22 protein-coding genes and 2 pseudogenes are annotated in these 23,552 nt (G+C 64.0%); 7 read left to right on the top strand and 17 right to left on the bottom strand.

Features of this window, described 5'->3' with window-relative positions:
* The 5 genes and pseudogenes from DEM26_RS20880 to DEM26_RS08140 form a co-directional block, all read right to left on the bottom strand.
* Positions 1–106, bottom strand: a pseudogene (locus DEM26_RS20880) (transposase); the annotation flags it as partial.
* A gap of 295 nt (positions 107–401) precedes the next feature.
* Positions 402–1,181 (bottom strand): glycosyltransferase family 25 protein, encoded by a 780-nt coding sequence (locus DEM26_RS08155; protein ID WP_109172128.1) that lies wholly within the window; start codon positions 1,179–1,181, stop codon positions 402–404.
* 133 nt (positions 1,182–1,314) lie between these two features.
* On the bottom strand, positions 1,315–2,421 hold the full coding sequence (locus DEM26_RS08150) for a glycosyltransferase family 4 protein (protein WP_109172127.1): 1,107 nt from the start codon (positions 2,419–2,421) through the stop codon (positions 1,315–1,317).
* 486 nt (positions 2,422–2,907) lie between these two features.
* Positions 2,908–3,424 (bottom strand): annotated as a pseudogene (locus tag DEM26_RS08145) (DDE-type integrase/transposase/recombinase); the annotation flags it as partial.
* Between the two features lie 52 nt (positions 3,425–3,476).
* Positions 3,477–3,902, bottom strand: a complete 426-nt coding sequence (locus DEM26_RS08140; RefSeq protein WP_109172125.1) for an RrF2 family transcriptional regulator — start codon at positions 3,900–3,902, stop codon at positions 3,477–3,479.
* 155 nt (positions 3,903–4,057) lie between these two features.
* Between DEM26_RS08140 and hmpA the strand changes: the two genes are divergently transcribed.
* Together hmpA and DEM26_RS08130 are read left to right on the top strand one after the other, a co-directional pair.
* A complete protein-coding gene (gene hmpA, locus DEM26_RS08135) occupies positions 4,058–5,239 on the top strand; it encodes an NO-inducible flavohemoprotein (protein ID WP_109172124.1) in 1,182 nt (393 codons plus the stop codon).
* A 221-nt stretch (positions 5,240–5,460) separates the two neighbouring features.
* Positions 5,461–5,994: a hypothetical protein gene (locus tag DEM26_RS08130; protein WP_109172123.1), complete on the top strand. Its 534-nt coding sequence runs from the start codon at positions 5,461–5,463 to the stop codon at positions 5,992–5,994.
* A 352-nt stretch (positions 5,995–6,346) separates the two neighbouring features.
* On the opposite strand, the gene DEM26_RS08125 is transcribed toward DEM26_RS08130, so the two are convergent.
* Together DEM26_RS08125 and DEM26_RS08120 are read right to left on the bottom strand one after the other, a co-directional pair.
* Positions 6,347–7,798, bottom strand: coding sequence for an MFS transporter (locus DEM26_RS08125; RefSeq protein WP_109172122.1), 1,452 nt, complete (start codon positions 7,796–7,798; stop codon positions 6,347–6,349).
* A 331-nt stretch (positions 7,799–8,129) separates the two neighbouring features.
* Positions 8,130–8,558 (bottom strand): MerR family transcriptional regulator, encoded by a 429-nt coding sequence (locus tag DEM26_RS08120; protein WP_088724489.1) that lies wholly within the window; start codon positions 8,556–8,558, stop codon positions 8,130–8,132.
* A 109-nt stretch (positions 8,559–8,667) separates the two neighbouring features.
* Between DEM26_RS08120 and DEM26_RS08115 the strand changes: the two genes are divergently transcribed.
* Complete coding sequence (locus DEM26_RS08115; RefSeq protein WP_233243054.1) at positions 8,668–10,881, top strand: heavy metal translocating P-type ATPase; 2,214 nt, start codon at positions 8,668–8,670, stop codon at positions 10,879–10,881.
* Positions 10,882–10,889: 8 nt separating this feature from the next.
* Here DEM26_RS08115 and DEM26_RS08110 read toward each other — a convergent pair whose 3' ends face one another.
* Genes DEM26_RS08110 through DEM26_RS08075 form a run of 8 tightly spaced genes read right to left on the bottom strand, consistent with a single transcriptional unit; the run spans position 10,890 to position 17,686 of the window.
* Positions 10,890–11,552, bottom strand: coding sequence for an NnrU family protein (locus DEM26_RS08110; protein ID WP_109172121.1), 663 nt, complete (start codon positions 11,550–11,552; stop codon positions 10,890–10,892).
* Positions 11,549–12,748 (bottom strand): NnrS family protein, encoded by a 1,200-nt coding sequence (locus DEM26_RS08105; protein WP_109172120.1) that lies wholly within the window; start codon positions 12,746–12,748, stop codon positions 11,549–11,551. Before DEM26_RS08105 ends, DEM26_RS08110 begins: the two co-directional genes overlap by 4 nt.
* Positions 12,749–12,760: 12 nt before the next feature.
* Positions 12,761–12,985 carry an NnrT protein gene (locus DEM26_RS08100; protein WP_109172119.1) on the bottom strand — a complete coding sequence of 75 codons (225 nt, stop codon included), beginning with the start codon at positions 12,983–12,985 and terminating at the stop codon, positions 12,761–12,763.
* Complete coding sequence (locus DEM26_RS08095; RefSeq protein ID WP_075777012.1) at positions 12,982–13,155, bottom strand: protein NnrT; 174 nt, start codon at positions 13,153–13,155, stop codon at positions 12,982–12,984. Before DEM26_RS08095 ends, DEM26_RS08100 begins: the two co-directional genes overlap by 4 nt.
* A 1-nt stretch (position 13,156) precedes the next feature.
* Positions 13,157–15,061, bottom strand: coding sequence for a nitric oxide reductase activation protein NorD (locus DEM26_RS08090; RefSeq protein ID WP_109172118.1), 1,905 nt, complete (start codon positions 15,059–15,061; stop codon positions 13,157–13,159).
* 10 nt (positions 15,062–15,071) lie between these two features.
* A complete protein-coding gene (locus tag DEM26_RS08085; protein ID WP_369907754.1) occupies positions 15,072–15,875 on the bottom strand; it encodes a CbbQ/NirQ/NorQ/GpvN family protein in 804 nt (267 codons plus the stop codon).
* Positions 15,872–17,221, bottom strand: coding sequence for a cbb3-type cytochrome c oxidase subunit I (locus tag DEM26_RS08080; RefSeq protein ID WP_075777015.1), 1,350 nt, complete (start codon positions 17,219–17,221; stop codon positions 15,872–15,874). Before DEM26_RS08080 ends, DEM26_RS08085 begins: the two co-directional genes overlap by 4 nt.
* A gap of 12 nt (positions 17,222–17,233) precedes the next feature.
* Positions 17,234–17,686, bottom strand: coding sequence for a c-type cytochrome (locus DEM26_RS08075; protein WP_075777016.1), 453 nt, complete (start codon positions 17,684–17,686; stop codon positions 17,234–17,236).
* A 124-nt stretch (positions 17,687–17,810) separates the two neighbouring features.
* Here DEM26_RS08075 and DEM26_RS08070 point away from each other — a divergent pair, with 124 nt between their 5' ends.
* Positions 17,811–18,026, top strand: a complete 216-nt coding sequence (locus tag DEM26_RS08070) for a DUF1858 domain-containing protein (RefSeq protein ID WP_088718360.1) — start codon at positions 17,811–17,813, stop codon at positions 18,024–18,026.
* 34 nt (positions 18,027–18,060) lie between these two features.
* On the opposite strand, the gene DEM26_RS08065 is transcribed toward DEM26_RS08070, so the two are convergent.
* Positions 18,061–18,750, bottom strand: coding sequence for a Crp/Fnr family transcriptional regulator (locus DEM26_RS08065; protein WP_109172141.1), 690 nt, complete (start codon positions 18,748–18,750; stop codon positions 18,061–18,063).
* Between the two features lie 209 nt (positions 18,751–18,959).
* Between DEM26_RS08065 and DEM26_RS08060 the strand changes: the two genes are divergently transcribed.
* From DEM26_RS08060 to DEM26_RS08050, 3 genes are read left to right on the top strand one after another with little or no spacing between them, the layout of a single operon-like run.
* Complete coding sequence (locus DEM26_RS08060) at positions 18,960–19,388, top strand: pseudoazurin (protein WP_088718361.1); 429 nt, start codon at positions 18,960–18,962, stop codon at positions 19,386–19,388.
* A 59-nt stretch (positions 19,389–19,447) separates the two neighbouring features.
* Complete coding sequence (gene nirK, locus DEM26_RS08055; protein WP_075777019.1) at positions 19,448–20,671, top strand: copper-containing nitrite reductase; 1,224 nt, start codon at positions 19,448–19,450, stop codon at positions 20,669–20,671.
* A 16-nt stretch (positions 20,672–20,687) separates the two neighbouring features.
* A complete protein-coding gene (locus DEM26_RS08050; protein WP_109172117.1) occupies positions 20,688–21,437 on the top strand; it encodes a formylglycine-generating enzyme family protein in 750 nt (249 codons plus the stop codon).
* A 52-nt stretch (positions 21,438–21,489) separates the two neighbouring features.
* On the opposite strand, the gene DEM26_RS08045 is transcribed toward DEM26_RS08050, so the two are convergent.
* A complete protein-coding gene (locus tag DEM26_RS08045) occupies positions 21,490–23,526 on the bottom strand; it encodes an NADH:flavin oxidoreductase (protein WP_109172116.1) in 2,037 nt (678 codons plus the stop codon).
* Positions 23,527–23,552: the final 26 nt, after the last annotated feature.

Below are 23,552 nucleotides of genomic sequence, written 5' to 3'. Positions count from 1 at the left end.
TGGCTGATCCCTGCCTTCCGACAGATCTCCGCGACCGGCGTGCCTTCCTCGCCTTGCTTCAGAATGAACGCCTGTCTCGCGCTTCCGTGAACTTCGATGCTTTCATGCGTTTCCGCTCCTCTCTCAGCCAGGAAAGCTTAGCTGAAAACTCCAGTTTCAAACGGTCCAATTTTTAGGGGGCAGAGCAGAGTTGGGTCGGACTCTAATCGATGGTGGAGGAAAAATCCCGTGGCAGGTCACATGGTATGGCGGCTGCATCCGTTCTTCGGCGGGCGAACCTGCGGGGCCGGTTCCCAATGAAATTTGGCGTAGGTTCCAAATTGAGGACAGGTTTTCAATCGGGCGCGCCGCTTGCTCCGGCGCGAAAAAAACCGGTGGTGGAAAGCCTGACGAAGTCAGTCCTAGAGGAAATGCGCGGGGTCTAGGCGAATTTCACGTCGTTCAGCTATTCCAACGTGCCTTAGGGCGCGATAGGCCATGCGGAGCTGCGCACCGATCCGACGGGCGCGAAAGCCAGAGGCCTGTATGGTTATCGGCGTTGGTTTTCCTGAGTCTATCTGAGAGACGGTATTAAAAGGATTTGTAATGCCGTAATCCGCCGCGCGGTCTAGCTGCACGCCGCAAGCCGGCTCGACTTGAAAGCTTTTCAATTCATAGGCTTTGCAGATCAGCGCATCAGCGAGGGCGACCTCTTTGGACGCCCGCGCAAGAAGTTTTCGCGCCCCAGAAGGCGAAATTACGTAAGCAGCAGCGCCGCTCCTGTCTTGATAGAGGCGGAGTAGTTGGTGGTTGGACCCGATCGCGCGCCCAATCTTACTAACGATCTTCTTGCGCGTCCGTACCTCAAGGGTCACATGCTCAATGCCTTCGATCTCGTCAATCGCATTTAGGACACTGGGCGTCTGATAGGAAAGAAGCGCATCGTCTTCTAGTATGAGGGTGCTTTCATCCTGTGCTGCGGCAAATTTCCACGCCTCCACATGGCTTAAAAAGCATGCTTTCTCGGTATCTTTGAGAGGGCGCTCCCAGCTTGACCATTCAAAAGAATTCTCATAATTCATTACCATTTCTGGCGTGAATGCATCGATCCTCTGAAAAGGTATTTTCAGCCTGTTCAGCTGATCGGCCATAAATGACATGCGCGCGGTCGCAGTGCTCAAATTAATTACCAGGCAGTACATAGGCGTACGCATACTCCGAGCGATTGGTCTGGTTTGCTGTTAGCTCAATCTCGCCCTTTTGTCCATTGGGATGCCGGTTCAAATCGAAGATCTGATTGAAACGCTTCAGGACCCAACCTTTAGCGTATATAAGTTAACTCGATCGCGTGATCTTATTATTTTTGTCGGCAAGGGACCATAGGTCTTCGTAAACGAAATTTATCGCATTCACTTCGGAAGTTACGCTAAATTTTCGCACGGCCCTTTTTCTGGCGGCTATCGATTTTTGATGGTATAAATCTTGGTCTTTGAGAATTCTCACTAAAGCCTCTGCTGCAAGTTCGGCGCCCTCTATTGGTACAACCGCGCCACATGAGCCGGTCTCTGTATCATTTTCTCCCACGAACTCTTTGAAGTAGCCGGTCTCACTCAAAATCACTGGAAGTCCGGTAGCCATGGCTTCCAGAGGCGTCATCCCATATCCTTCATAACGGGGGAGTGCCACGAGCGCTCGGCATCCCTGCAATATCTGCTGCAATTTGTCAGGGTCGACTTCTCCCAAAAAAACAATCCGGCTTGAAAGCCCAGCTGCTTCAGCACGTTTCTTTATTTTTTCCTGGAATTTTTGGTGTTCGGGTCTCGCCGTTCCGACAACAATAGCGCAAGCTCCCGGCAGGTCCGGAAGCGCAGTAATCATAGCGTCGATAAAAAGGTCCGTGCCTTTCTCTGGACGCACGCGCCCCACCGTTATGATCCCATATTCCCCGGGAAGTTGCAGTTCTTTCCACTTGCGCTTATAGCTTTCTTCTTGGGCGGGTAAGAAGTGCTCCGTATCCACTCCATGAGGCACTACTGCAACCACATTAGGCACATATTTGGCGGCCTCTTCAGTTGTTGCAATTACCGCATCCATCCGTGAAATTAGCCAGCGTGGCCAAGCTGAATGGCGACGTTGTGCGGCTGAGGTGAAAACAATTCTTATTGGCAGGCGCAGGACATCTCGGGCCAATATTGCAAGTTGCATTTCAATGTTTCGCCGTGTGTGCCAAATTGAAAATTCGCGTCCGGCAGGAGGCTCGCGACATTCCCAGAGAGCGCGGAAAAAACCAATCGGTTTTGCGCATTTCGGCAATGCGTAACCAACAAGCGCTACATTCAGTAAATTTTGCTGCTGCCGTAACACCGCTGCCGCAGTTGAAGATACGCCTGTGAACCTTTTTTTGAAGTTCGTAACATATAGGCTAGCTGTCGATTTTTTCATTTGGGCGCCCTGACATCAACACCGATACGTAAGCAGCTTGTGTGAGTGAGCTAATATTGGCAGGTGCCACATGGGCTTGGGTAGTATTTATTGCCAAATACGCTCTGTCTTCCTGCTTGACTAATCGAAGCTACTTTCCGCAGTTTTCAAGCACATCAATTACGGCGTGGTGGATGTGCCAGATTTTTCATCGCATCATCAAGGGGCGGTGCCCTCTCGATATCTTCTGAGATTTCGTTACAGAGCTTTCATCTTCCAGGTCGCAGGATTTCACTGACTTAAATCAGTCGGAAATTTGCTCTCGAAAATCTCGGTAGAGCGTCTTTGCCTGACGGTCTGCGCAGGCGCCGTCAAGCACCTCTCCCTTTGATTTCATGGACTTGCGCTTCCTATTTCGATGTCTGCAGCTTCGAAAGCTAGGGAGGTATCAGATGAATGTCGAGAGGCTGTCTCTGAAAATTGCCAAGCCTGCGCTTCACTAGTGGCTTGGTTGTAGTGTTTGCGCCGATCCTCCAGTTTTCCGCAGCATCCGCAAGGCTCATGAAGGTTCCAATGTTGCGCCATTGGTCCGAGCGACAGTGGCGACGGGCGTTTAAACACTCGGCCCGCAGCTTGCTGTTGAAGGCCTCGAGGAAGCCGTTGTCGGTTGGCTTTCCGGGCCGTGAGAAGCCCACGGTGACCTGCCTGACATGAGCCCAGAGATCGAGGTCGCGGCAGATGAACTCATGGCCCTCATCGACCCGTATCGTTCTTGGGTGGCCGGGCTTGCTACAAATCCGTTCAAGCGTATGAACGACATCTTCACCGCGATACCGAAACCGCACATCCGTCGGTGGACAGTAACGTGAATGACTGTCGACGATGGTCAGAAACCGCGGTTTCTTGGGTAACGCGAGCAGATCGTGAACGAACCGAAGGTCCGCGAAGCGAAATCCATCGCCCAAACACCATTCGCAGCGACAACTTCCTGGCGGTCATCGCGCAGCTTCGCTTTTACCCGCTTGCTCTGCCTCCGGCACTCGCAACCCGGAGACGGTCAATCCTGACCATTCGCGTCACGACGCGGCGAGGCCAAAATCGCGCGGGGAGATTGCGATATCGGCGATCGTGTAGGCGTCCAGCGTCGTCAGGAACGCTGCGCGCGCCTCGGCCAAGGGCGCGATGAGGCGGCACGCGGCGGTAATCGTGCAGTCGCCGCCGTTGCGCATACATTCCACGAGGTCGAAATCCGTCTCCATGTGGCGCACGATCGTCCCCACGCCGATCTCCTGCGCTGGCCGGGCAAGTCCCAACCCGCCAGAGCGTCCGCGTTGCGCCACCAGAAAATCCCCCCGGGTCAGTGCGTTGACGACTTTCATCATGGTGCTGCGTGGCGCGCGATAGGCTTCGACGAGTTGATCGATCGTGAAACGTCGGTCTTTCATCGAAGCGGCGTAGATCATCACCCGCAAGGCGAGGTCCGTGGTGTCGTTCAAGCGCATTCGCACTTCTCCTGATGCAGCCTCCTCAGCGACCCGTCTCGTACCACGAGACCGGACAGAATGTCGCACGGGAAAAACATACCTGTGATTGGCATCTTAATGGCTGAGCAAATAGATGCGTCTTGTTGGTATGTTTTATAGCCTAGGAGACAGGAATGGCAAAGCCGCTCTCGGAAGAAACACTCGCGATCATTGAAGCTACTGCGCCGGTCGTGGCGGAACACGTCGATCAGATCGTGCCCGTGATGTATCGGCGGCTGCTGGCCGCTCCCGAAATTCGCGCGCTCTTCAACATGTCGCATCAGCATGGCAACTCGCCGCAGCACAAGGCGCTCGCGGGCGCCCTGGTGGCCTATGCGACCCATATCCGGAACCCCGGCGTCCTCGCGGACGCCTTGGAGCGGATCGCGCAAAAACACGTGGGCCTGCAGATTCACCCCGAGCATTATCCGCATGTCGGCGAAGCATTGCTCGGGGCTGTCGCGGAGGTGTTGGGAGACGCCGCCACGCCTGAAATTCTGAACGCCTGGGGCGAAGCCTACTGGTTCCTCGCCGATACGCTGATCGCCCGCGAGGAACAGATTTACGCCGGTGCGGAAGAGCAGGACGGCGGCTGGCGTGGCTGGCGTCGCTTCAGGGTCGGTGCGAAAGAGAAGGAAACCTCCGAGATCGCGTCCTTCACGCTCTATCCGGTTGACGGCATGCCGGTTCTCAAGCATCGCCCCGGCCAGTATCTGAGCTTCCGCTTCACCCCTGCGGAGGGCGAGGAATATCGTCGCAACTACTCGATCTCCTCGGCGCCGGATGGCCAGTCCTACCGGATTACGGTCAAGCGCGAACCTGGCGGGCGGATCTCCAACTGGCTGCACGACACGGTCGAGGTCGGCGCCGAATTCGACGTGGCCGCGCCCGCCGGCGAATTCTTCCTCGATCCGAAGGGCAAGCAGGAAATCGTGCTTCTGTCGGGCGGGGTGGGTCTCACGCCCATGATCTCGATGCTCGAGAGCTACGGCGGCGGCGATCTGCGGATGGTCTATGTCCACGCCACCCGGAATGGTCAAACCCATGCGCTCAGCAATACGCCCCGTACAAAGGCACATGAAACCCATGTCTTCTACGAGGCGCCGGAAGAGACTGATGTTGCGAACGGTGTGCATTCCGGACGTGTCGATCCCAGCTGGCTGGTCCAGATCAGCGATGCCGAAAAGGCCGACTATTTCATCTGCGGCCCGACCGGGTTCATGCAGGAGATGGTCAAGGGCCTGAAGGCCGCCAATGTGCCGGACGCGCGGATCCACTACGAGTTCTTTGGCCCCGCAGCCGCCCAGATCGGCTGACAACGCGGCCCGGCGCTCTGAAGAACGAGCGTCGGGCACGCGCCCCGTGGTTCCAGTTATCAATCGGAATGTCGGTCTCGGTCCGGCGTGATCGCGCTCACGATAATCGAAGTTTGGGCAGGGTTCTTCCGACCCTTTTCGCCCCGCGGAACGGCAATTACCTCACCCGTGTTCTCCTCCTGCCGGCCGATGGTCGGCGCAAGAAATGGAAGGAGACTACTATGACCTATAGCCTCAAATCGATCGCCCTCGTCGGCCTTCTCGCCTCTGCGGCTCCCTTCGCGGCCTTCGCCCAGGATAGCAACGCCGCTGCCGGTGTTTCGAGTGACATGGGCGGCAGCGCTTCGGTTGCTGCGCAGGGTGCGGGCACCGATGTCGGCGCGAATGTGGATACGGGCGCCTCGGCGGATGCGGGCACGACCTCCGGCATGGGCCAAGGCGAGACGGTGAAGACCTACGGTCAGCTCATCTCGAGCCTGAAGGCGAACGGTGCCGCCTCCACGGATCAGTTCTCCGATTATCAGGTCGGCACCGATGGTGAGGTGGAGATCGTCGCGCTGTCCGACCTGAAGGGCGAAGGCGCCGAGAATGGCTCCGCGGCTCTGAAGAACGCGGCCGGGTCCGACGTGGACGCCGATTACAGCCAGCTTCCGGACGGCGTGTTCGACGGCACCGGCTACACCGCAGATGACGTCGAAACCGCGTTCATCGATACCGATGGCAACCTGGTCGTCGTGGTCAACGGCAACGCCTGATCGACCCTCACACCTAAATCCTCCCCGGAGCCCCTCGTCGCACGCGGCGGGGGGCTTTCTCATGTCGCGCTCGACCCGGGGGCAACTGCGGTCCATCGCTTCAGCGGTGGAATAGATTGATGTCAGCGGCACGCTTACGCGGACGGCCAAAAGATGACGATTGCGGTGCGCCACGGCGGCAACGAAGGGTTTGCGCCAATGGTCGGAGCGCTGCTATCGGGGACCGGACAATGCGCCGCCTCCAACCCGCAAAGGGGAGGGCGGTAACAAAGCGAAGCGAGGCCCCATCCAAGGAGCCTCGCAGCACGCGTTATCTCAGGACTGGAATACCTCCACCGTCAGAGGCCTGCCCCTATTCCGCCCCCTCGGCGGACAGCGGATCGGCCACGTTCTCCAGCGACTCCTGTTCTGCATCGATCCCGATGACCGCCTCGGTGACGGCCGCGACCGTCATCAGGGCACCGGCGAAGAGGTAGCCATAGAACACGTTCCAGGCGGAGCCCGTGTCGATCAGCGCGCCGAAGACCCAGGGCGAGACGATGCCGCCCGCGGCGGTGCCGATCGAGTAGAAGATCGCGATGGCGAGCGCCCGGGTCTCGAGGGGGAAGACCTCGCTCACGGTGAGATAGGCGGAACTCGCGGCGGCAGAGGCGAAGAAGAAGATCACCGACCAGAGCGCCGTGAGCGTGATCGCCGTGAGGTAGCCCTGCGCGAACATGTAGCCGGTGGCCATCAGGAGTGCGGCAGACAGGCCGTAGCTGAGCGAGATCATCACGCGGCGTCCGATCTTGTCGAACAGCCGCCCAAGAACGATGACGCCGAGGAAGTTGCCGATGGCGAAGGGCACGAGGTAAAGCCCGGTGTTCTTCGAGGGCACGTCGAAGAAGTTCGACAGAACCAGCGCATAGGTGAAGAAGATCGCGTTGTAGAGAAACGCCTGCGAGCTCATCAGGATGAGGCCGAGCAGCGCCCGTTTGCGGTGCGTCGAGAACATCGCCTTGACGATCTTCATCAGAGAGAAGGATTTCTGCGGCCGGATCTTGATCTTGTCGTCGTCCGGAACCTCCGAAAGCTCCTCGCCGGTTTGCTCGCTCGTGCGCTTCTCGATGTCGCTCACGACCTCCTCGGCCGCGTCCAACCGGTCATGCGTGGCGAGCCAGCGCGGGCTCTCCGGCAGATGGCGGCGCATGTAGAGGATGATGCCGCCGAGAACCGCGCCGATACCGAAGCCCAGACGCCAGCCGATATCGATCGGGAGGTAGTCCGGGTTGAGCAACACGATCGTCGACAGCGCGCCGAGGGCCGCGCCGAGCCAGTAGGAGCCGTTGACGCCGAGCGCGACCTGGCCGCGCACCCTCGCCGGGATCATCTCGTCGATCGTGGAGTTGATCGCGGCATATTCGCCGCCGATGCCGAGGCCGGTGATGAACCGGAAGGCGACGAAGCTCCACAGGTTCCACGAAAAGGCGGTCAGCAGCGCACCGACGAGATAGACGGCGAGCGTGATGAAGAAGAACATCCTGCGCCCGAAGCGGTCGGTTAGATAGCCGAACAGGAGCGCGCCGAGAACCGCGCCGGTGATGTAGAACGACGCGATCATCCCGATCTGCGAACTCGTGAAGCCAAGGCTTTCGGGTTCCTGAAGAACGCTGGAGACGGCCCCTTTCAGGGTGACTTCGAGGCCGTCGAGAATCCACGTGACGCCGAGCGCGACGATGATCGTCAGGTGAAATCGAGACCACGGCAAGCGGTCCATGCGGGCGGGAATGTCAGTTTGAACCGTTTTTCCGCTCTCGCCAGCCATGTCTGCCTCCTATTCCTATCGATCAAATCAGCTTCAAAACAACAAGATCTGATCCAGAATGTTCCTGCGAGCGTACGCGACCGGTGGCGCAAGCCGGGGCTCCGCTGCGGATATGAGAGGCTGCAGGGCGCCTCTCTCCTCGGGGGCGCGCATTGTGATGCGTTTGAAATCGTTGACAAACCGTCGCGGGGCTGAGCGAGCGATCACGCCGCGCTCGTCGGGCTCAAGCTTTTTTCGTCTCGTCGCGGCGGGTCGCCACGCGCGCAGCGTTCGGGCTTTCCGGGTCAGCCTCTTCCCGAAGGCCCATAGATCGAACCGCGGCGCCGCGGCCTCAGCCGATCGTGTCGTGGTCGTCGGCGAGGCATTCCGAATGGTCGCGCAGCACCTCGAGCACCCGGCACTCCGAGGTCGGCCCGCCCCGACATTCGCCGATCATCCGTTCCAGTTCGCGCTTGAGCGCCTCGAGCCGCGCGATCCGGGTCTCGACCTCGCGCAATTGCCGCCGCGCGATCGAATCTGCGGCCCCGCAATCGCGCGCAGGGTGGTCCGACAGGTCCAGCAATTCGCGGATCGCTTCGAGCGGGAAGCCCAGCTGGCGCGAGTGCCGGATGAAGGCGAGCCGGTCGAGATCGGAATCGCCGTAGCGCCGCTGGCCGCCCTCGGTCCGCCCGGGCTCGGGCATCAGGCCGATCTGCTCGTAATAGCGGATCGTCTGCACCTTGGTTCCGGTGCGGCGGGCCAATGTTCCGATCGTATGCATGCTGCACCTCCCTTCACGGTTGCGTGAGTGCGGATTTCCCCCTTGAACCTATAGTTGCTGTAGCTCCTATCTTCCCCTCTGTCGAGAAAACCACGCGAGAGGACAGCAGATGACCGAGACAGCAGACCTTCAGGAATGGCGCGTGACGGGCATGGATTGCGGCGCCTGCGCGGCGAAGGTGCGCGGCGCGGTCGAGGCTCTGCCTGGTGTCGACGAGGTCGAGGTGACGCTGATGAACGAGCGTCTGCGGCTGCGGCTCGATACGGCGACCACCTCGCGCGAAAGCGTGGAGAAGGCGATCCGCCGCCTCGGCTACGGCGTCTCGGCCAAGGGGGCTGCGCCGGAAAAGCCCAAGGGCGGCTTCGTTCTTCCCGAGGGCGCCCTTCCGGCGGCGGGCGAGACGGATGAGACACCTGCGGTCGAGAGCGCGCCAACGCCGCCCGCCGATCCCGCGTGGTATGCGACCCCGAAGGGGCGCTACTTGATCGTGACCGGGCTTCTGCTGGCCGCGGCTTGGGTGGTGGAGCTGCTGGTCGGCGGCCCCATCGCGCATTGGGTTTTCGTGCTCGTCACCGTGATAGCCGTCGCCCCCGTGGCGCGGCGCGCCGCCCTGATGGCGCGGGCGCGGATGCCCTTCACCATCGAAATGCTCATGAGCATCGCCGCGATCGGCGCGCTCTTCGTCGGTGCGGCGGAGGAAGCCGCGCTCGTCGTCTTCCTGTTCGCGGTGGGCGAGATGCTCGAGGGGCTTGCGGCGTCGCGCGCCCGCGGCTCGATCCGGGCGCTGGCCGATCTTGTGCCGAAGACCGCGCGGCTGGTCACGGGTGAGCGCATCCGCGAAGTTCCGGCCGACAGCCTCGCCATCGGACAGATCGTGCAGGCCCGTCCGGGCGATCGCATCCCGGCGGATGGCACAATCGTCTCCGGCAGTTCGGGCGTCGATGAAAGCCCTGTGACCGGCGAGAGCGTGCCGGTCCTGAAAGAGCCCGGCGATGCTGTCTTCGCGGGCGCGATCAACACCGAAGGCGAGCTGCGCATCCGTGTCGAGAAAGCCGCCGAGGACAACACCATCTCGCGCATCCTGCACCTCGTCGAGGAGGCCGAGAGCGCGCGCGCCCCGGTGGAGCGGTTCATCGACCGGTTTAGCCGCGTCTACATGCCCGCGGTGGTGGGCGTGGCGCTTCTGGCCGCGATCGTGCCGCCGCTGGCTTTCGGCGCGCCCTGGGAGACGTGGATCTATCGCGGCCTCGCGCTCTTGCTGATCGGGTGCCCCTGCGCGCTGGTGATCTCGGTTCCCGCCGCGGTCGCCGCCGGGCTCTCGACCGGGGCGCGCCGCGGGCTGTTGATGAAGGGCGGCGCGGTAATGGAGACGGCGGCCAAAACCAGCCTCGTCGCCTTTGACAAGACCGGTACGCTGACCGAGGGCCGGCCGCAGATCACCGATCTTCTGCCGCTAGACGGGACCGAGGCTGAGCTTCTCGCCACCGCCGCGGCGGTCGAGACCGGCAGCAGTCACCCGCTCGCACAGGCGGTTCTCGCCCGGGCAGAGGCGCGCGGGATCGCGGTGCCGCAGGCCACTGCAGCCACGGCGATCCCGGGCCGTGGCGCGCGCGCCGAGATCGATGGCGCGGTCTGGAATGTCGGGGCGCCGCGGCTGGCGACCGAAACAGGCGTGCTCAGCGCCTCCGACAGCGCCACCCTCCACCGGCTGGAAAGCGCGGGCAAGACCGTCGTCGCCGTCTTCACGCCCGAGCGCCTTCTGGGCCTCATCGCGCTGCGCGACGAGCCGCGCGCCGATGCGGCCGAGGCGGTCTCCACCCTCAAGCGCATGGGGGTCTCCTCGGTCATGCTGACGGGCGACAATCCGGTGACGGCCCGCGCGATTGCCGACGGGTTGGGCATCGAAGCCCGTGCCGGGCTGCTGCCCGAGGACAAGGTGACGGCAGTGCGCGATCTGGCGCGGGATGCGCATGTGATGATGGTGGGCGACGGCATCAACGACGCCCCGGCGCTCGCCACCGCCCATATCGGCATCGCGATGGGATCGGGCACCCATGTCGCGCTCGAGACCGCGGACGGAGCGCTGCTGCGCGACCGGGTCACCGATGTCGTCGAGCAGATCCGTCTGGCGCGCGCGACGATGGCTAACATCCGTCAGAACGTCGCCATCGCGCTCGGGCTGAAGGGGGTGTTTCTGGTGACGACGCTCCTCGGTCTCACCGGTCTCTGGATCGCGGTGATGGCAGATACCGGGGCGACCGTGCTGGTCACGATGAACGCGCTGCGCCTGCTGCGGTTCAAGGCGGAGGCGAATGGCATCTGACGCTGGGCTTAAACTAAGGCCACGCCTGCGAAATATTCATGCAGGTGCAGCAGCGCCATATAGGCCACGAGGCCAAGCGCCGCGCGCCCGAGATCGGCCAGCGTAAGCCCCGCGAAGGGGGGCGCCGCTTTCGTCCGGCGCAGCGTCTCCGCCCAGACCTCCGGACCCATCTCCCGGCGGCGTTTGCGGTCGATCAGGCGCATTCCGAGCAGGGCGAAGCCGCCGAGCGCACCGAACAGCAGGACATGCGCCAGATCGCCGTTCGGCAGCAGGTGCAGCCCGGCCCAGCTCGCGAGGCCCAGCAGCATCGGGTGGCGCGTGAGCCGCACGAGGCCGGGACGCTCGGGGTCGAAGCTTTTGCGGCGGCTGCCGCCGAAGGAGAACGGGTTGGCATGGCCAAGCGCCACCGCGAACCACATGCAGACCAGCGCCATCCCGATCTTAGTTGCCTCCATCGCCCAAAGCGTGGTGGGCCAAAGGTAAATCGGGTCCGGCCATGCGGCGGCGCGGATCAGGATCAGCAGCATTGCCGTCGACAGCAGCGAATAGCCCAGCCCGAAGCCTGCGTGTCCGAAGGCCGCCACCAGCCGCGCCCTAACCGTCGGGCGTGTCGGGATCGAATGGGTCGCGAGGAACGCCGCGAACACTCCGCCATAAGCCAGCCACATCATTGCGCCCTCCGTCTGGGTTGCCACAGCACCGGAGCATAGAGGATCGCGAAGCCGAGGAAAGCACCGCACCACGCCACGCCGGAGACCGAATAAAGCGCGCTCACGTTGAGCCAGCCCGCGAGGAGCCGCGCGATCATCGCGACGAAGAGGGCTGCATAGACCGCGACGGTGCCGACCCCGGCCTCCAGCGGGCGACCGGTATGGCCGAGCGAGGCACGGCTCATCACCGCCAGCGTCATCCCGCCAAGCGCGCCCGCCGTCCACAGGTGCATCGCGGTCGCGGGGGCGAGGGCGGCGGGAAACAGGATCGCGAACCCAAGCGCCAGCGCGCCGAGCGGCAGGCAGACATAGGCCAGATGGAGAACGAAAAGGATCGGCGCGGGCAGCGTCAGCCCGCCTTTCCAGCGCCACAGCCGCGCGAGATGCAGCACGGCGGTCGCGAGCAGCAGTGCGGCGGTCAGCCGCGTCTCTGGCGAAATGACCCACGCGAGCAGTGCCGCGCCAGCGACCAGCATCGCGAGCTTGTCGAAGCGTTGCATCGGCGGGGCGGGTCGCGCCGGGTGGTTCTCCTTGACCAGCCAGTTGCGCGTGAAGGAGGGGATGATCCGCCCCCCGATCAGCGCGACCATCATCAGCACCGCGGCGAGGCCGAGCCGCATCCCGATGCCGTCGGCGGCATAACCGCCACGCGCGGCTTCGATCAGGAACAGAAGGTCGGCGAGGGTGAAAACGCCGACCAGCCCCAACACAGGAAGGTTGCGCCAGTTCTTCCCTGCCAGGATCTCACGCAGCACGACGCCACCAAGCGCCAGCGGGAATGCGAGATCTATGCACGCGACCAGCGCGAAAGGCAGATCCGCCGAGGCCAGCAACCCCAGCCGCCCGAGCGCCCAGAGCGTGACGAGGCCAAGCAGCGGCCAGCCCACGACCGGCAGTCGTCCGGTCCAGTTCGGCACCGCTGTCAGCAGAAAGCCCGCGATCGCCGCGCCGAGATAGCCGAAGAGGAAGGCATGGGCGTGCCAACTGACCGGGTCGAGCCGCGTCGGCAACGCGATCAGCCCGGTGAGTGCCGGCACCCAGAGCGCCATCGCCAGAGCGGCCCAGACGGCGCCGAAGAAGAAGAACGGGCGAAAACCGCCCGACAGCAGCGCCGGGCCCTGCCAGCGGCGCATCTGCTCTGCGGAAGACATGGCCATGATCGGCTCCTTTCAGTTTTCGGCGGCGTCCATCAGCCGCCGGATGTGACATGCGAAGGCGTAGGTCGCAGGCACGGCGACCACCGCGCCCAGCCCCAGCGAGACGACCGGAGGCGCGACCGGCAGCCCGACCCACGACCCGATCAGCGAGGCGAAGAACACGTTGACCGCGAAGGCGCCCCAGCCGAACGGGTAGAGCAGCAGCGCGATCCGGGCAGGGGACCAGCGCGCACTCATCGCCGGGCGACCACCCGCGCCACCACCGCCAGCGCCGCGACGAGCGCGAGCGCCGCCAGCGCGAACCAGAACTCGGCGGTGGCCGATTGCGCCTGCGGGATCGGGCGATCGAAACTTGCCGCCTGTGCGGTGAGTGGGGCGAGGGCGAGAAGAAGGGTGAGTTTACGCATGTCAGGTCTCCTGTGTGAGCGAGCGGTAAATGTCGGGCAGGGCGCGCAGCAGCCGTTCGGGCCGAGGCAGCAGGGTGAAGCCGCCGCGCCCGAAGATCCGTGCGAACCAGTCCTGCCCGTCCTCGTCGATGATGACGCCGTGCAGGCTCTGGCCCGCGTGGCGGGCCTCGCGCACGGCCATGTGGCTGTCCTCGATGCCGTGCTGGCCCTCGTAATGGTCGAGGTCGTTGGGCTTGCCGTCGGTCAGCACGATGAGCAGCTTGCGGCTCGCGCTTTCCTGCGCGAGCTGTGCCGAGACGTGACGGATCGCGGTCCCGAGGCGCGTGTAATGGCCCGGGCGCAGCGCCGCGATGTTGGCGTGGATCGGCGGGGCCATCTGGGCGTCGAAGCCTTTCACCCGCGTCAGGAACACCCGGTCGCGGCGGAGCGACGAGAAACCCCAGATCGCGAAACGGTCGCCCGCCGCGTCCAGCCCCTCGGCCAGCGCGGACATCGCCTCGCGCGCTATGTCGATCACGCAGCTTTCGCCGATCGCGGCCTCGGTGGAGCGCGAGGTGTCGATCAGGAAGGCCACGGCGAGGTCGCGCTCGACCTTGCGCAGGCTTTGCCAGATCCGGTCGCTGCCCCGCCCGGTCGCGGCGAGATCGGCGCGGCTGGCGATGACGGCGTCGAGGTCCAGCTCGGTCCCGTCGATCTGGCGCGGCCGCAGGATGCGGCGCGGTTGCAGCGCCTCGAACTGACGGCGCACGGCGCGGATATAGCGCGGATCGGCGCGGAAGGTTTGCGCGGCTTCGGGCCGCGCGGGCGCGTCGAGCACCCGGCAGTGGCCCTCCATGTAGGCGCGGCTGCGGTGGTTCCATTCGGGATAGACATGCTCGCCCGCCAGCGCCTCGTGCTCCGCCTCGGCGGGCGAGAGGTCGAGATGCAGCCGCAGCCGCGTCGCGGCCTTGCGATCATGCCGCGTCAGGGTGATCTGGTCCTGATCCTCGGCGGCCTTGGCGGCGTTGTCCTCGTCATCGTCGTCGACCGAGCGATTGACGTTGAGCGCCTCGACCCAGGACAGGATCGACTCGAAGCGGTGGATGATGAAGCTGTCGCGGCGGCGCGCCTGATCGAGATCGCGGCGCTCCCCATGCTTGCGCTGCGTGCTGGCCATCGCGGTCGGGGCGGAGGCGGGGGCATCGGCCTCTTCCGAGGCGGCGCTGCGGCCTGCGGTGTTGGGGGCAAATTGCAGCCAGATCGGCACCGGGGCAAGCGGCATGTAACCGCGTGCGCCCTCCGCCGTCTCGGGCAGCGGGGCGGGGGTGCCATCGGCGGAAAGCTGGTCGCAGAGCGCGGCCTCCAGCGCGGCCTCGGCCGCCGGGCGCGACAATCTGCGGCGACGTGCGAGGGTGAGCGCGGCCATCTCGTGGTAGGGGGCGCGCAGCCCGATGCAGCGGCGATAGGCCAGATCGCAGGCTCGCGCATTGGCACGGATCTGCGCGCAATCCATCGCCGGGCCGTCGGTCTCGTCGGGCAGCTCGGGCATCGCGTCGCGGCTGAGCGCAGCCAGTGCGGTCAGCCAGAAATAGGCCGCGCGGTTGAGATCAGATCGGGGGAAGACATCCATCACCGGCGGCAGGCGCAGCCGCGCGCCGTCGAAGCGGGCGACGCGCTCGGTCTCGCGCCCGGCGCCAAGGCGACGCCGGACGGGTTGGCGGTGACGGACCGGGGTGGCCGGGGCCTCGACGATTTCGACATCCGCACCGCCGCCAAGCGCGCGCAGCAGCAGCGCGAGCGAGGGGCGCAACGCGGCCAGCTCGACCGCGGCGTCGGGATGGCGATCGTCCCGACCGATATCCTTGGCCAGATCGTGCCAGATTTCGCCTACGGTTTCCTCGGGCTCCATCAGGTCCATCAGTTTCATGGCGTGCTCCTCAGCCGTAGATCGTGGCGATCAGGTCGCGCAGCGCCTGCTGCACGTCCGCCTCGTCGCTGAGCGCCTGGACCACGGCGGTCTCCAGCGCCTCCTCGATCGCGATGCCCGCGCCGATCAGCCGCGCGGCATAGACCAGAAGCCGGGTCGAGACGCCTTCCTCCAGATCCATGCCCGAGAGCTTGCGGATATGCCCGGCGAGGCGCACCAGCGGCACCACCTGCGCCACCGGCAGGCCGGTCTCGGCGGTGATCACGCGGGTTTCCGCATCGGGTTCGGGAAAGTCGAAGGCGATCGACAGGAACCGCTGCCGGGTCGAGGGTTTGAGCCGCTTGAGCACGCTCTGATAGCCCGGGTTGTACGAGGCCACGAGCATGAAGCCCTCCGGCGCGTCCAGCTCCTCGCCGGTGCGGTCGATGATCAGGCGGCGCCGCGAGTCGGTGAGCGGGTGCAGCACCACGGTCACGTCCTTGCGCGCCTCCACCACCTCGTCGAGATAGCAGATCGCGCCTTCGCGTACCGCCCGGGTGAGCGGCCCGTCGACCCATTCGGTCTCGCCGCCCTTCAGCAGATAGCGCCCGATCAGGTCCGCCGCCGACAGGTCGTCATGGCAGGCGACGGTGTAGACCGGCTTGTTCAGCCGCGCCGCCATATGCTCCACGAAGCGGGTTTTGCCGCAGCCGGTCGGCCCCTTCAGAAGAAGGGGCAAACCGTTGTCATGCGCGCGCTCGAACAGGGCACATTCGCGGCCGGTGGGGTGGTAGTAGGGGATGCGGTCGTTGGTCATGTCGAGGGACATCGTCATTCTCCTGCCACGGGGGTTGCGGGACCGGGGGCGATGACTTCACGCCGGCGCACCACGACGAGCGAGTAGATGAACAGAAGCGCCCCCAGCACGACCGCCGCCCCCGCGCCGAAGCGCATCAGGTAGAAGATCGACAGGCTGTCCTGCACATCCATGTAGTAGTCGCCCACGACCCGCTGCATGTGGGTCTGGATCGTGCCTGCGAAGGTCAGAACGAAGGTCATGAAGGCCATGCCGCCGGTCATCAGCCAGAACGCGCCCATGTTGAGGACCTGGTTGTAGGGATCGCGCCCGCGCAGCATCGGCATCGCGTAGGTGAAGACCGCGAGATTGAGCGCGACATAAGCCCCGTAGAAGGCGAGGTGCCCGTGCGCCGCGGTGATCTGCGTGCCGTGGGAGTAGAAGTTCACCCCGTGCAGCGTGTGCAGGAAGCCCCAGACGCCCGCGCCGAAGAAGGCCACGGTCGACGACCCCAGCGACCACAGGAGCGCTGCCTTGTTGGGGTGGTTCTTGCGGCCCTTCCAGACCATCACGAAGGCGAAGGACATCATCAGGAAGAACGGGATCACCTCGAAGGTCGAGAAGATCGAGCCCACCCACTGCCAGTAACCCGGCGTGCCGATCCAGTAGAAGTGGTGCCCGGTACCGAGGATGCCTGAGAAGAGCGCGGTCGCGACGATGACATAAAGCCATTTCTCGACTACCTCGCGGTCCACGCCCGTCAGCTTGAGCATCAGGAAGCCGAGGATCGCGGCCATCACCAGTTCCCAGGTCGCCTCGACCCAGAGGTGCACGACCATCCACCAGTACATCTTGTCGAGCGACAGGTTGTCGGGGTTGATGAAGGCGAAGATCCACAGCAGCGACAGCAGCCAAAGGCCCATCAGCAGGACGTTGGTGATCGCGGTCTTGCGACCCGCCAGCACCGTCAGCGAGATGTTGATCAGGAAGATCACCGCGGCGACGAGGATGCCGAACTTCACCCAGAGGGGCTGTTCGAGGAACTCGCGCCCGCCATGGATCCCGACGAGATAGGAGCCGACCGCGCCTAGCGTCCCGATCATCAGGATCGCGAGTTGCAGATAGGCGAGCTTGACCGAGAAGATCTCGCGCTCGCTTTCCTCGGGCACGAGGAAATAGGCCGCGCCGAAGAAACCCAGCAACAGCCAGACGATCAGCGCATTGGTGTGGATCATCCGGATCACGTTGAAGGGCAGGACTTCGGAGAGCGTGTTGGGCGAGACGTAGATCCAGCCGGCCAGAAGGCCGCCCAGAACCTGTACGCCGAACAACAGCATCGCGCAGTAGAAATAGGCTTTCGCCACGGATTGGGATTGGTATTTCATCTGTTTGTCTCCTCAGCCCGCATCATTGGGCGGCCAGCCCTGCGTGTCGGTGTGATCGGCCCAGCGGAGGAATTCCGCGAGTGCGCGCATGTCCTCTTCGTTGATGTCGAAATGCGGCATCTGGCGGCGGCCCTCGATGCCGGAAGGCTGCGCCGCGATCCAGGCGTCGAGCGTCTCGTAGGCGCCCTGCGGATCGTCGGCGACGCCCCAGCGGGTCATCACGTTGCCGACCTCGGGCGCGAAATAGGCACCTTCGCCATGCAGGGTGTGGCAGTTGATGCAGGAATTGCGTTCCCAGACGGCCTTGCCGCGCGCGACCTGTTCGGTCAGCGGGGCGGAGGCGGTTGAGTTGTTCACGATATAGAAGTGGCTCTGCGCGGTCAGTGCGATGAACACCAGCACGAAGAAAATGGATCCTCCGTAAAAGATGTTTCGCGCCCGCGACTTGGTCAGGATTTCAGCCATTGGGGCCTCCCTTGGGGTCAGTCGATGGCCCGAGGGATAGCGGCGTTCGCGACCGGGAAGTTTGCGCCAGCACAACGTTTGATGGGATTGCCGGGATTAGCGTGGTCGGCAGAGAGGTCCCGCCATGTCAAAACCCAGCTGGAAGAACCCGGATGTCACGCTTGACGCGCTGATGCGCGAATGGCCCGCGACGATAGAGGTGTTCATGCGTCACAAGATGCTCTGCGTCGGCTGTCTGGTGAACCCGTTCCACACGATCGACGATGCCTGCACCGAGTATCACCTCGATCTCGATGGGTTCATCGCCGAGCTGGGCGCGGCGATCGAGGCGGCTGCCTAGACGACTATCGGGGCAGCTACCGAGAGGGGGGCAGCTACCCGCGGCAGATCAGCACCAGACGATGCGCATCGGTCACGGTGATCCGCTTGCGGCGGCTGGCGACCAGCCCCTGTTTTTCCCACGCGCTCATCAGCCGCGAGACCGTGTGCAGCGTCGTTCCGGTCATCTCCGAGAGATCCTGCCGGGTGATCGGGAAATCGATCTCGATTCCGGCCTCGACCTTGCGCCCGGTCTGATTGATCAGTCGTAGGAGCGAATTGGCGACCCGCTGCTCGACCTGTTGGGTGGCCATCTCGACGATGCGGTTGTTCATCTCGCCAAGACGCTGTCCGACGGTCTTGTAGGTCTCTGTCGCGAAGCCGTCATATTGCGCCACGAACTGATCCCAGAGCCGCATCGGCCAGCCCAGCACGATCGCCTCCGAAGCGGTGACCGAAGTGGCGGGGTAGGTGGTACGCCCGATCGCCTGCGCGATCCCGAACAGCTGCCCCGAGGGGATATGCAGCGCGATCACCTGCTCGCCCGTGGGGGTGATCCGCATCACCCGGATATAGCCGTCGAGCAGCATGTAGAACCGTTCGGCCGGGGCGCCTTCCTCGAACACGGCCACGCCCTCGTCGAAGCGGCGTACGCTGGCGAGATCGAGAATCTCGCGAATTTGCCGTTTCTCCAGTCGGGAGAACGGGGGCATCGGCGTCAGCAGGCTCTCGTCGAGCCGCGGCATGGTCTTGCGGGGGGCAGGCGCGCTCATGCCTTCTCTAAACATACGGCCCCCGCGACGTCCAATACGAAAAGTCACACGCGCGCGAGCGGCGGGTGAAAAAATATCGCGATTTCGTGAAAAGCGCCGCGAAGTTTGCGCCAGAGCAAAAAACGTCGGCGCGGAGATCGCTAAACCAAGGGCAATCCAAGGATGCAAGGAAAGGACAAGAGATGATCCGCACCCTGATTTCCGCCCTCGCGATGACCGCTCTTCTGGGCGGGGCGGCAAGCGCCGAGACCTACGAAGTCCACATGCTCAACAAGGGCGAAAAGGGCGTGATGGTCTTCGAACCCGCCTTCGTGAAGGCCGCCCCCGGCGACACGATCCGCTTCGTTCCCACCGACAAGGGCCATAACGCCGAAACCATCGACGGCATGATCCCGGACGGGGCCGAGGGCTTCGCCGGCAAGGTCAACAAGGACGTCGAGGTCACGCTCGACACCGAAGGGCTCTACGCGGTGCGCTGCAAGCCGCACTACGCAATGGGCATGGTGATGCTGATCTCGGTGGGCGACGCCAAGGCACCCGAAGGGTTCCTTGATGGCCGTGTGCCGAAGAAAGCCAAGGAACGCTTCGAAGCGGAATTGGGCGCGCTGTGAGCGCCCGCGGCAGGAAACGCGCGACAACTTCCTGCTACTTTTAACCATCGGAGGCTAAAATGCCTAAATTTATCAATCCAGCTCTCGTGAAAACCAATCGGCGCAATGTGCTGCGCGGGTCGCTTCTGGCAGGTGCCGCGGCGATGACCGCAGGGGCCGGGATGGCCGGAACCCCGTCCAAGCGCATGGCGCCCCATGTCGCGCCGCGCCCTGCCGCGCCGAAATTCATCCTCGCCGAAGCCGAGGCGCAGGTCGCCGCTCCGAAGGTGGACCTGTCGGGCTATACCCGCGTCCGCCAGGAGCTGGTCGCGCCGCCTTTTGCTCCCGCACACGAACAGGTCGCGACCGGTGGCCCGAAAATCGTCGAGATCCGCATGGAGACCAAGGAGGTTCTGCTGACGGTGGACGAGGATACCGGCGCGAGCATCTGGGCGCTGACCTATAACGGCTCGGTTCCCGGCCCGCTGATCATCGTGCACCAGGACGACTATGTCGAACTGACCCTCGCCAACCCCGCCGACTCGCAGATGGAGCACAATATCGACTTCCACGCCTCCTCGGGCGCGCTGGGCGGCGGTGGCCTGACCCATGTCTATCCCGGCGAGGAAACGGTGCTGCGCTTCAAGGCGACGCGGCCGGGCGTGTTCACCTATCACTGCGCGCCGGGCGGGGCGATGATCCCCTACCACGTCACCCACGGCATGAACGGCACGCTGATGGTGCTGCCGCGTGACGGGCTCAAGGATGCCGAGGGCAACCCGCTGCGCTACGACACGATCGCCTATATCGGCGAGCAGGACTTCTATCTGCCGATGGACGAGAACGGCGATTACAAGACCTACGAGGTCGCCGGCGAGGACTTCTCCGACAGTGTCGAGGCGATGCGCACGCTCACGCCGACCCACTCCGTGTTCAACGGCTCGGTCGGGGCTCTGACGGGCGAGAACGCGTTCAAGGCCAAGGTCGGCGACACGGTTCTGATGATCCACAATCAGGCGAACCGCGACACCCGTCCGCACCTGATCGGCGGTCATGGCGACTATGTCTGGGAGAACGGCAAATTCGCCAATCCCCCGCAGAAGGATCAGGAGACCTGGTTCATCCGCGGCGGCAGCGCGGGGGCGGCGATGTACACCTTCCTGCAGCCGGGCGTCTATGCCTACGTCAACCACAACCTGATCGAGGCGGCCCTGCTGGGCGCGACGGCCCACTTCGTGGTGGACGGTGCCTGGGACAACGCCCTGATGGAGCAGGTGATGCCGCCCCACGTGGTGGAAACCTGATCGAAGGAGACCGGAGATGATCGCCAAGCTCAGTTCGCGCGCACCACGTCTTTCCCTTCGTCAGGTGCTTGCGGCGGGTGCGGCGATCCTCGCCCTCGGGACCGCGTGGGGTTTCCTGCGCGGCCCCGATCTCGATTACGTGCCCCAGATGGCCGAGCGGGCGGTGACGCTGCCCGACGGCCACGCGCTCTACGTTCAGAAATACGAGGTGACCGTCGCGGAGTGGAACCGTTGCCACGCGGACGGCGCCTGCGAGCTTGCCTTGCGCGCGCCGCACGGCAGTGCGCCGGAGGCCACCCCGGCGACCGGGCTGAGCCATGTCGACGTCGAGCAGTATCTCGGCTGGATCAACCGCAAGGCGCGTCACGAATTTCGGCTGCCGACGATCGCCGAGTGGCAGTTCATGGCCAAGGACGTGCTGCCAGAGAAGGAAGACCCGATCTTCACCGATCCTGACCTGACCTGGGCCTCGACCTACCTGACGAGCGGTCTCGCGCCGCGCAAGCTGTCGCCGCGGGGCAGCTTCTCGACCAGCGCCGAGGGGATCGTCGATCTCGACGGGTCGGTCTGGGAATGGACGCAGGACTGCTATGGCGGGGAGGGTGGCGGCCCGGTCGATCCGAAGCGCTGCGCGGCCTTTTTCGCGGGCGGCGAGCATGTCGCAGCTATCCCGTTTCTGGTGCGAGATCCGGCGCGGGGCGGCTGTGCCGTCGGAAGCCCGCCCGCGCATCTGGGCCTGCGCCTCGTCAGCGAGACCCGGATCTGATGCGCAAGGGTCTGGGCTGTCGACCCCGCGCCATCGAGCCGTCACGAGCGCATCAGACCGTCCGCACCAGCCGCAGCGCGTCGTAGATTGCGGCGTGAGTGTTGCGCGCCGCGACCGCGTCGCCGATCCGGAAAAGCTGATAGGTGCCGTCTGGGTTCCGCGCGACCCTCTGCGGTTCGCCCGCGATCAGAGCCTCGTAATCGACCTCGCCCTGATTGCTCGAGCCATCGCGCAGATCGAAATAGATATCGTCCAGCGGTCGGGTGCCGTGATTGACGACGACCTGATCGACATGCCGCTCTCGGGTGAAGTTGCCGTAATCGCTGCCGATGGTCGCGACCAGGCCGTTGCCGTCCTTCGCCACGCCCGTCAGCTTCCAGAGCACGGTGAAGGTCACGTCGCGGGCCTGCAATTCGCGCAAGGACGGGGTCAGGGACATCGCCATGACCTCGGAGGAGAAATTGCGATCGCGCGTCATGATCTCGACCTTGGCGCCACTGGCGGCGAGGGATTCGGCGGCCTGTAGCGCCGCGTAATCCCCGGCGTCGTCGTAGAGCAGCACATTGCTGCCAGGGCGTGCATCGCCCGAGAGGATATCCCAGGACGAGACGACAAGATCGTCGCCTGCGGCCAGCACCTCGGTATGCGGCAGCCCGCCCGTCGCGATCACGACGACATCGGGCTGTTCTGCGCGGATGGTGTCCGCATCGGCGAAACTGTTGAACCGGAAACTCACGCCGAGACGCGCGCATTCCGCGAAACGCCACTGGATCAGCTGGATCATCTCGTGGCGGCGCTTGGATTGCGCCGTGAGGCGTACTTGTCCGCCGGGATCGTTGGCGGCCTCGTGCACGATGACCTCATGGCCGCGTTCGGCGGCCACGCGCGTGGCCTCCAGTCCGGCCGGACCGGCGCCGACGATGACCACCCGGCGCGACGCGTCGGCCTTGGTAATCTCATGCGGCATTTCCAGTTCGCGCCCGGTCGAGGGGTTGTGCAGGCACAGCGCCATGCCGCCCTGATAGATCCGGTCGAGGCAGTAATTCGCGCCCACGCAGGGCCGGATACGCTCTTCCTCGCCGCGCATGATCTTGGCGACGATATGGGGGTCGGCCATGTGGGCGCGGGTCATGCCGACCATGTCGAGCTTGCCCTCCGCGATGGCGTGCCGCGCGGTGGCGACATCCTGAATCTTGGCGGCGTGGAAGGTCGGGAACTGGGTGGCGGCGCGGATCTCTCCGGCGAAGTCGAGATGCGGCGCGCTGCGCATGCCCTGCACCGGGATCACGTCGGTCAGACCCGCGTCGGTGTCGATATGGCCCTTCACCACGTTGAGGAAATCGACCATGCCGCTGTCTTTCAGCCGCCGCGAGATTTCCAACCCTTCTTCGCGGGTGATGCCGCCGGGCAGATCCTCGTCGCCGGTGTAGCGCACGCCGACGATGAACTCGTCGCCCACCCGCGCGCGGATCGCCTTGAGCGTGTCGAAGGTAAAGCGCAGCCGGTTCTCCAGGCTGCCGCCGTAAGGCCCGTCCAGTTCGTTCGTCAGAGGCGACCAGAACTGATCCATCAGGTGGCCATAGGCTTGCAGCTCGATCCCGTCGAGTCCTGCCGCTTTCATGCGTTCTGCGGCATCGGCATAGTCCTCGATGATGCGCGAGATGTCCCAATCCTCGGCCTTCTTCGGAAAGGCCTTGTGCGAGGCTTCGCGTTCGTGGCTGGGCGAGACGACCGGAAGCCAGTCCGCCTTGTCCCAGCGGGTGCGGCGTCCGAGATGGGTCAACTGGATCATCACGGCGCAGTCGTGCTCGTGGCAGGCATCCGTCAGATCTTTCATCCAGCCGACGACCTCGTCTTTCCACGCGAGGACGTTGTTGAAGACCGGCGGGCTGTCGCGGGCGACGGAGGCAGAGCCCGCCGTCATCGTCAGCGCCACGCCCGCGCGGGCCCGCTCGACGTGATAGGCACGGTAACGCTCCTTCGGCATCCCGTCCTCGGGATAGGCGGGCTCGTGGCTCGTGATCATCAGGCGGTTCTTCAGCGTCAGATGCTTGAGCTGATAGGGTTGCAGAAGCGGATCACTGGACATGGGCGGACTCCTTGAGGTCGGGTCTT

The sequence above is a fragment of the Thioclava sp. NG1 genome (assembly GCF_003122275.1).
GTDB lineage: Bacteria > Pseudomonadota > Alphaproteobacteria > Rhodobacterales > Rhodobacteraceae > Thioclava > Thioclava nitratireducens.
Note: the sequence above shows the minus strand (reverse complement) of the source record. Positions and strands in the feature narration are given on the sequence as shown.

Excerpts from the sequence above, each read along its gene's own strand:
- DEM26_RS08155 (WP_109172128.1), bottom strand. The coding sequence starts at position 1,181 with ATGTACTGCCTGGTAATTAATTTGAGCACTGCGACCGCGCGCATGTCA.
- DEM26_RS08150 (WP_109172127.1), bottom strand. The coding sequence starts at position 2,421 with ATGAAAAAATCGACAGCTAGCCTATATGTTACGAACTTCAAAAAAAGG.
- DEM26_RS08140 (WP_109172125.1), bottom strand. The coding sequence starts at position 3,902 with ATGCGCTTGAACGACACCACGGACCTCGCCTTGCGGGTGATGATCTAC.
- hmpA (WP_109172124.1), top strand. The coding sequence starts at position 4,058 with ATGGCAAAGCCGCTCTCGGAAGAAACACTCGCGATCATTGAAGCTACT.
- DEM26_RS08130 (WP_109172123.1), top strand. The coding sequence starts at position 5,461 with ATGACCTATAGCCTCAAATCGATCGCCCTCGTCGGCCTTCTCGCCTCT.
- DEM26_RS08125 (WP_109172122.1), bottom strand. The coding sequence starts at position 7,798 with ATGGCTGGCGAGAGCGGAAAAACGGTTCAAACTGACATTCCCGCCCGC.
- DEM26_RS08120 (WP_088724489.1), bottom strand. The coding sequence starts at position 8,558 with ATGCATACGATCGGAACATTGGCCCGCCGCACCGGAACCAAGGTGCAG.
- DEM26_RS08115 (WP_233243054.1), top strand. The coding sequence starts at position 8,668 with ATGACCGAGACAGCAGACCTTCAGGAATGGCGCGTGACGGGCATGGAT.
- DEM26_RS08110 (WP_109172121.1), bottom strand. The coding sequence starts at position 11,552 with ATGATGTGGCTGGCTTATGGCGGAGTGTTCGCGGCGTTCCTCGCGACC.
- DEM26_RS08105 (WP_109172120.1), bottom strand. The coding sequence starts at position 12,748 with ATGGCCATGTCTTCCGCAGAGCAGATGCGCCGCTGGCAGGGCCCGGCG.
- DEM26_RS08100 (WP_109172119.1), bottom strand. The coding sequence starts at position 12,985 with ATGAGTGCGCGCTGGTCCCCTGCCCGGATCGCGCTGCTGCTCTACCCG.
- DEM26_RS08095 (WP_075777012.1), bottom strand. The coding sequence starts at position 13,155 with ATGCGTAAACTCACCCTTCTTCTCGCCCTCGCCCCACTCACCGCACAG.
- DEM26_RS08090 (WP_109172118.1), bottom strand. The coding sequence starts at position 15,061 with ATGAAACTGATGGACCTGATGGAGCCCGAGGAAACCGTAGGCGAAATC.
- DEM26_RS08085 (WP_369907754.1), bottom strand. The coding sequence starts at position 15,875 with ATGACGATGTCCCTCGACATGACCAACGACCGCATCCCCTACTACCAC.
- DEM26_RS08080 (WP_075777015.1), bottom strand. The coding sequence starts at position 17,221 with ATGAAATACCAATCCCAATCCGTGGCGAAAGCCTATTTCTACTGCGCG.
- DEM26_RS08075 (WP_075777016.1), bottom strand. The coding sequence starts at position 17,686 with ATGGCTGAAATCCTGACCAAGTCGCGGGCGCGAAACATCTTTTACGGA.
- DEM26_RS08070 (WP_088718360.1), top strand. The coding sequence starts at position 17,811 with ATGTCAAAACCCAGCTGGAAGAACCCGGATGTCACGCTTGACGCGCTG.
- DEM26_RS08065 (WP_109172141.1), bottom strand. The coding sequence starts at position 18,750 with ATGCCGCGGCTCGACGAGAGCCTGCTGACGCCGATGCCCCCGTTCTCC.
- DEM26_RS08060 (WP_088718361.1), top strand. The coding sequence starts at position 18,960 with ATGATCCGCACCCTGATTTCCGCCCTCGCGATGACCGCTCTTCTGGGC.
- nirK (WP_075777019.1), top strand. The coding sequence starts at position 19,448 with ATGCCTAAATTTATCAATCCAGCTCTCGTGAAAACCAATCGGCGCAAT.
- DEM26_RS08050 (WP_109172117.1), top strand. The coding sequence starts at position 20,688 with ATGATCGCCAAGCTCAGTTCGCGCGCACCACGTCTTTCCCTTCGTCAG.
- DEM26_RS08045 (WP_109172116.1), bottom strand. The coding sequence starts at position 23,526 with ATGTCCAGTGATCCGCTTCTGCAACCCTATCAGCTCAAGCATCTGACG.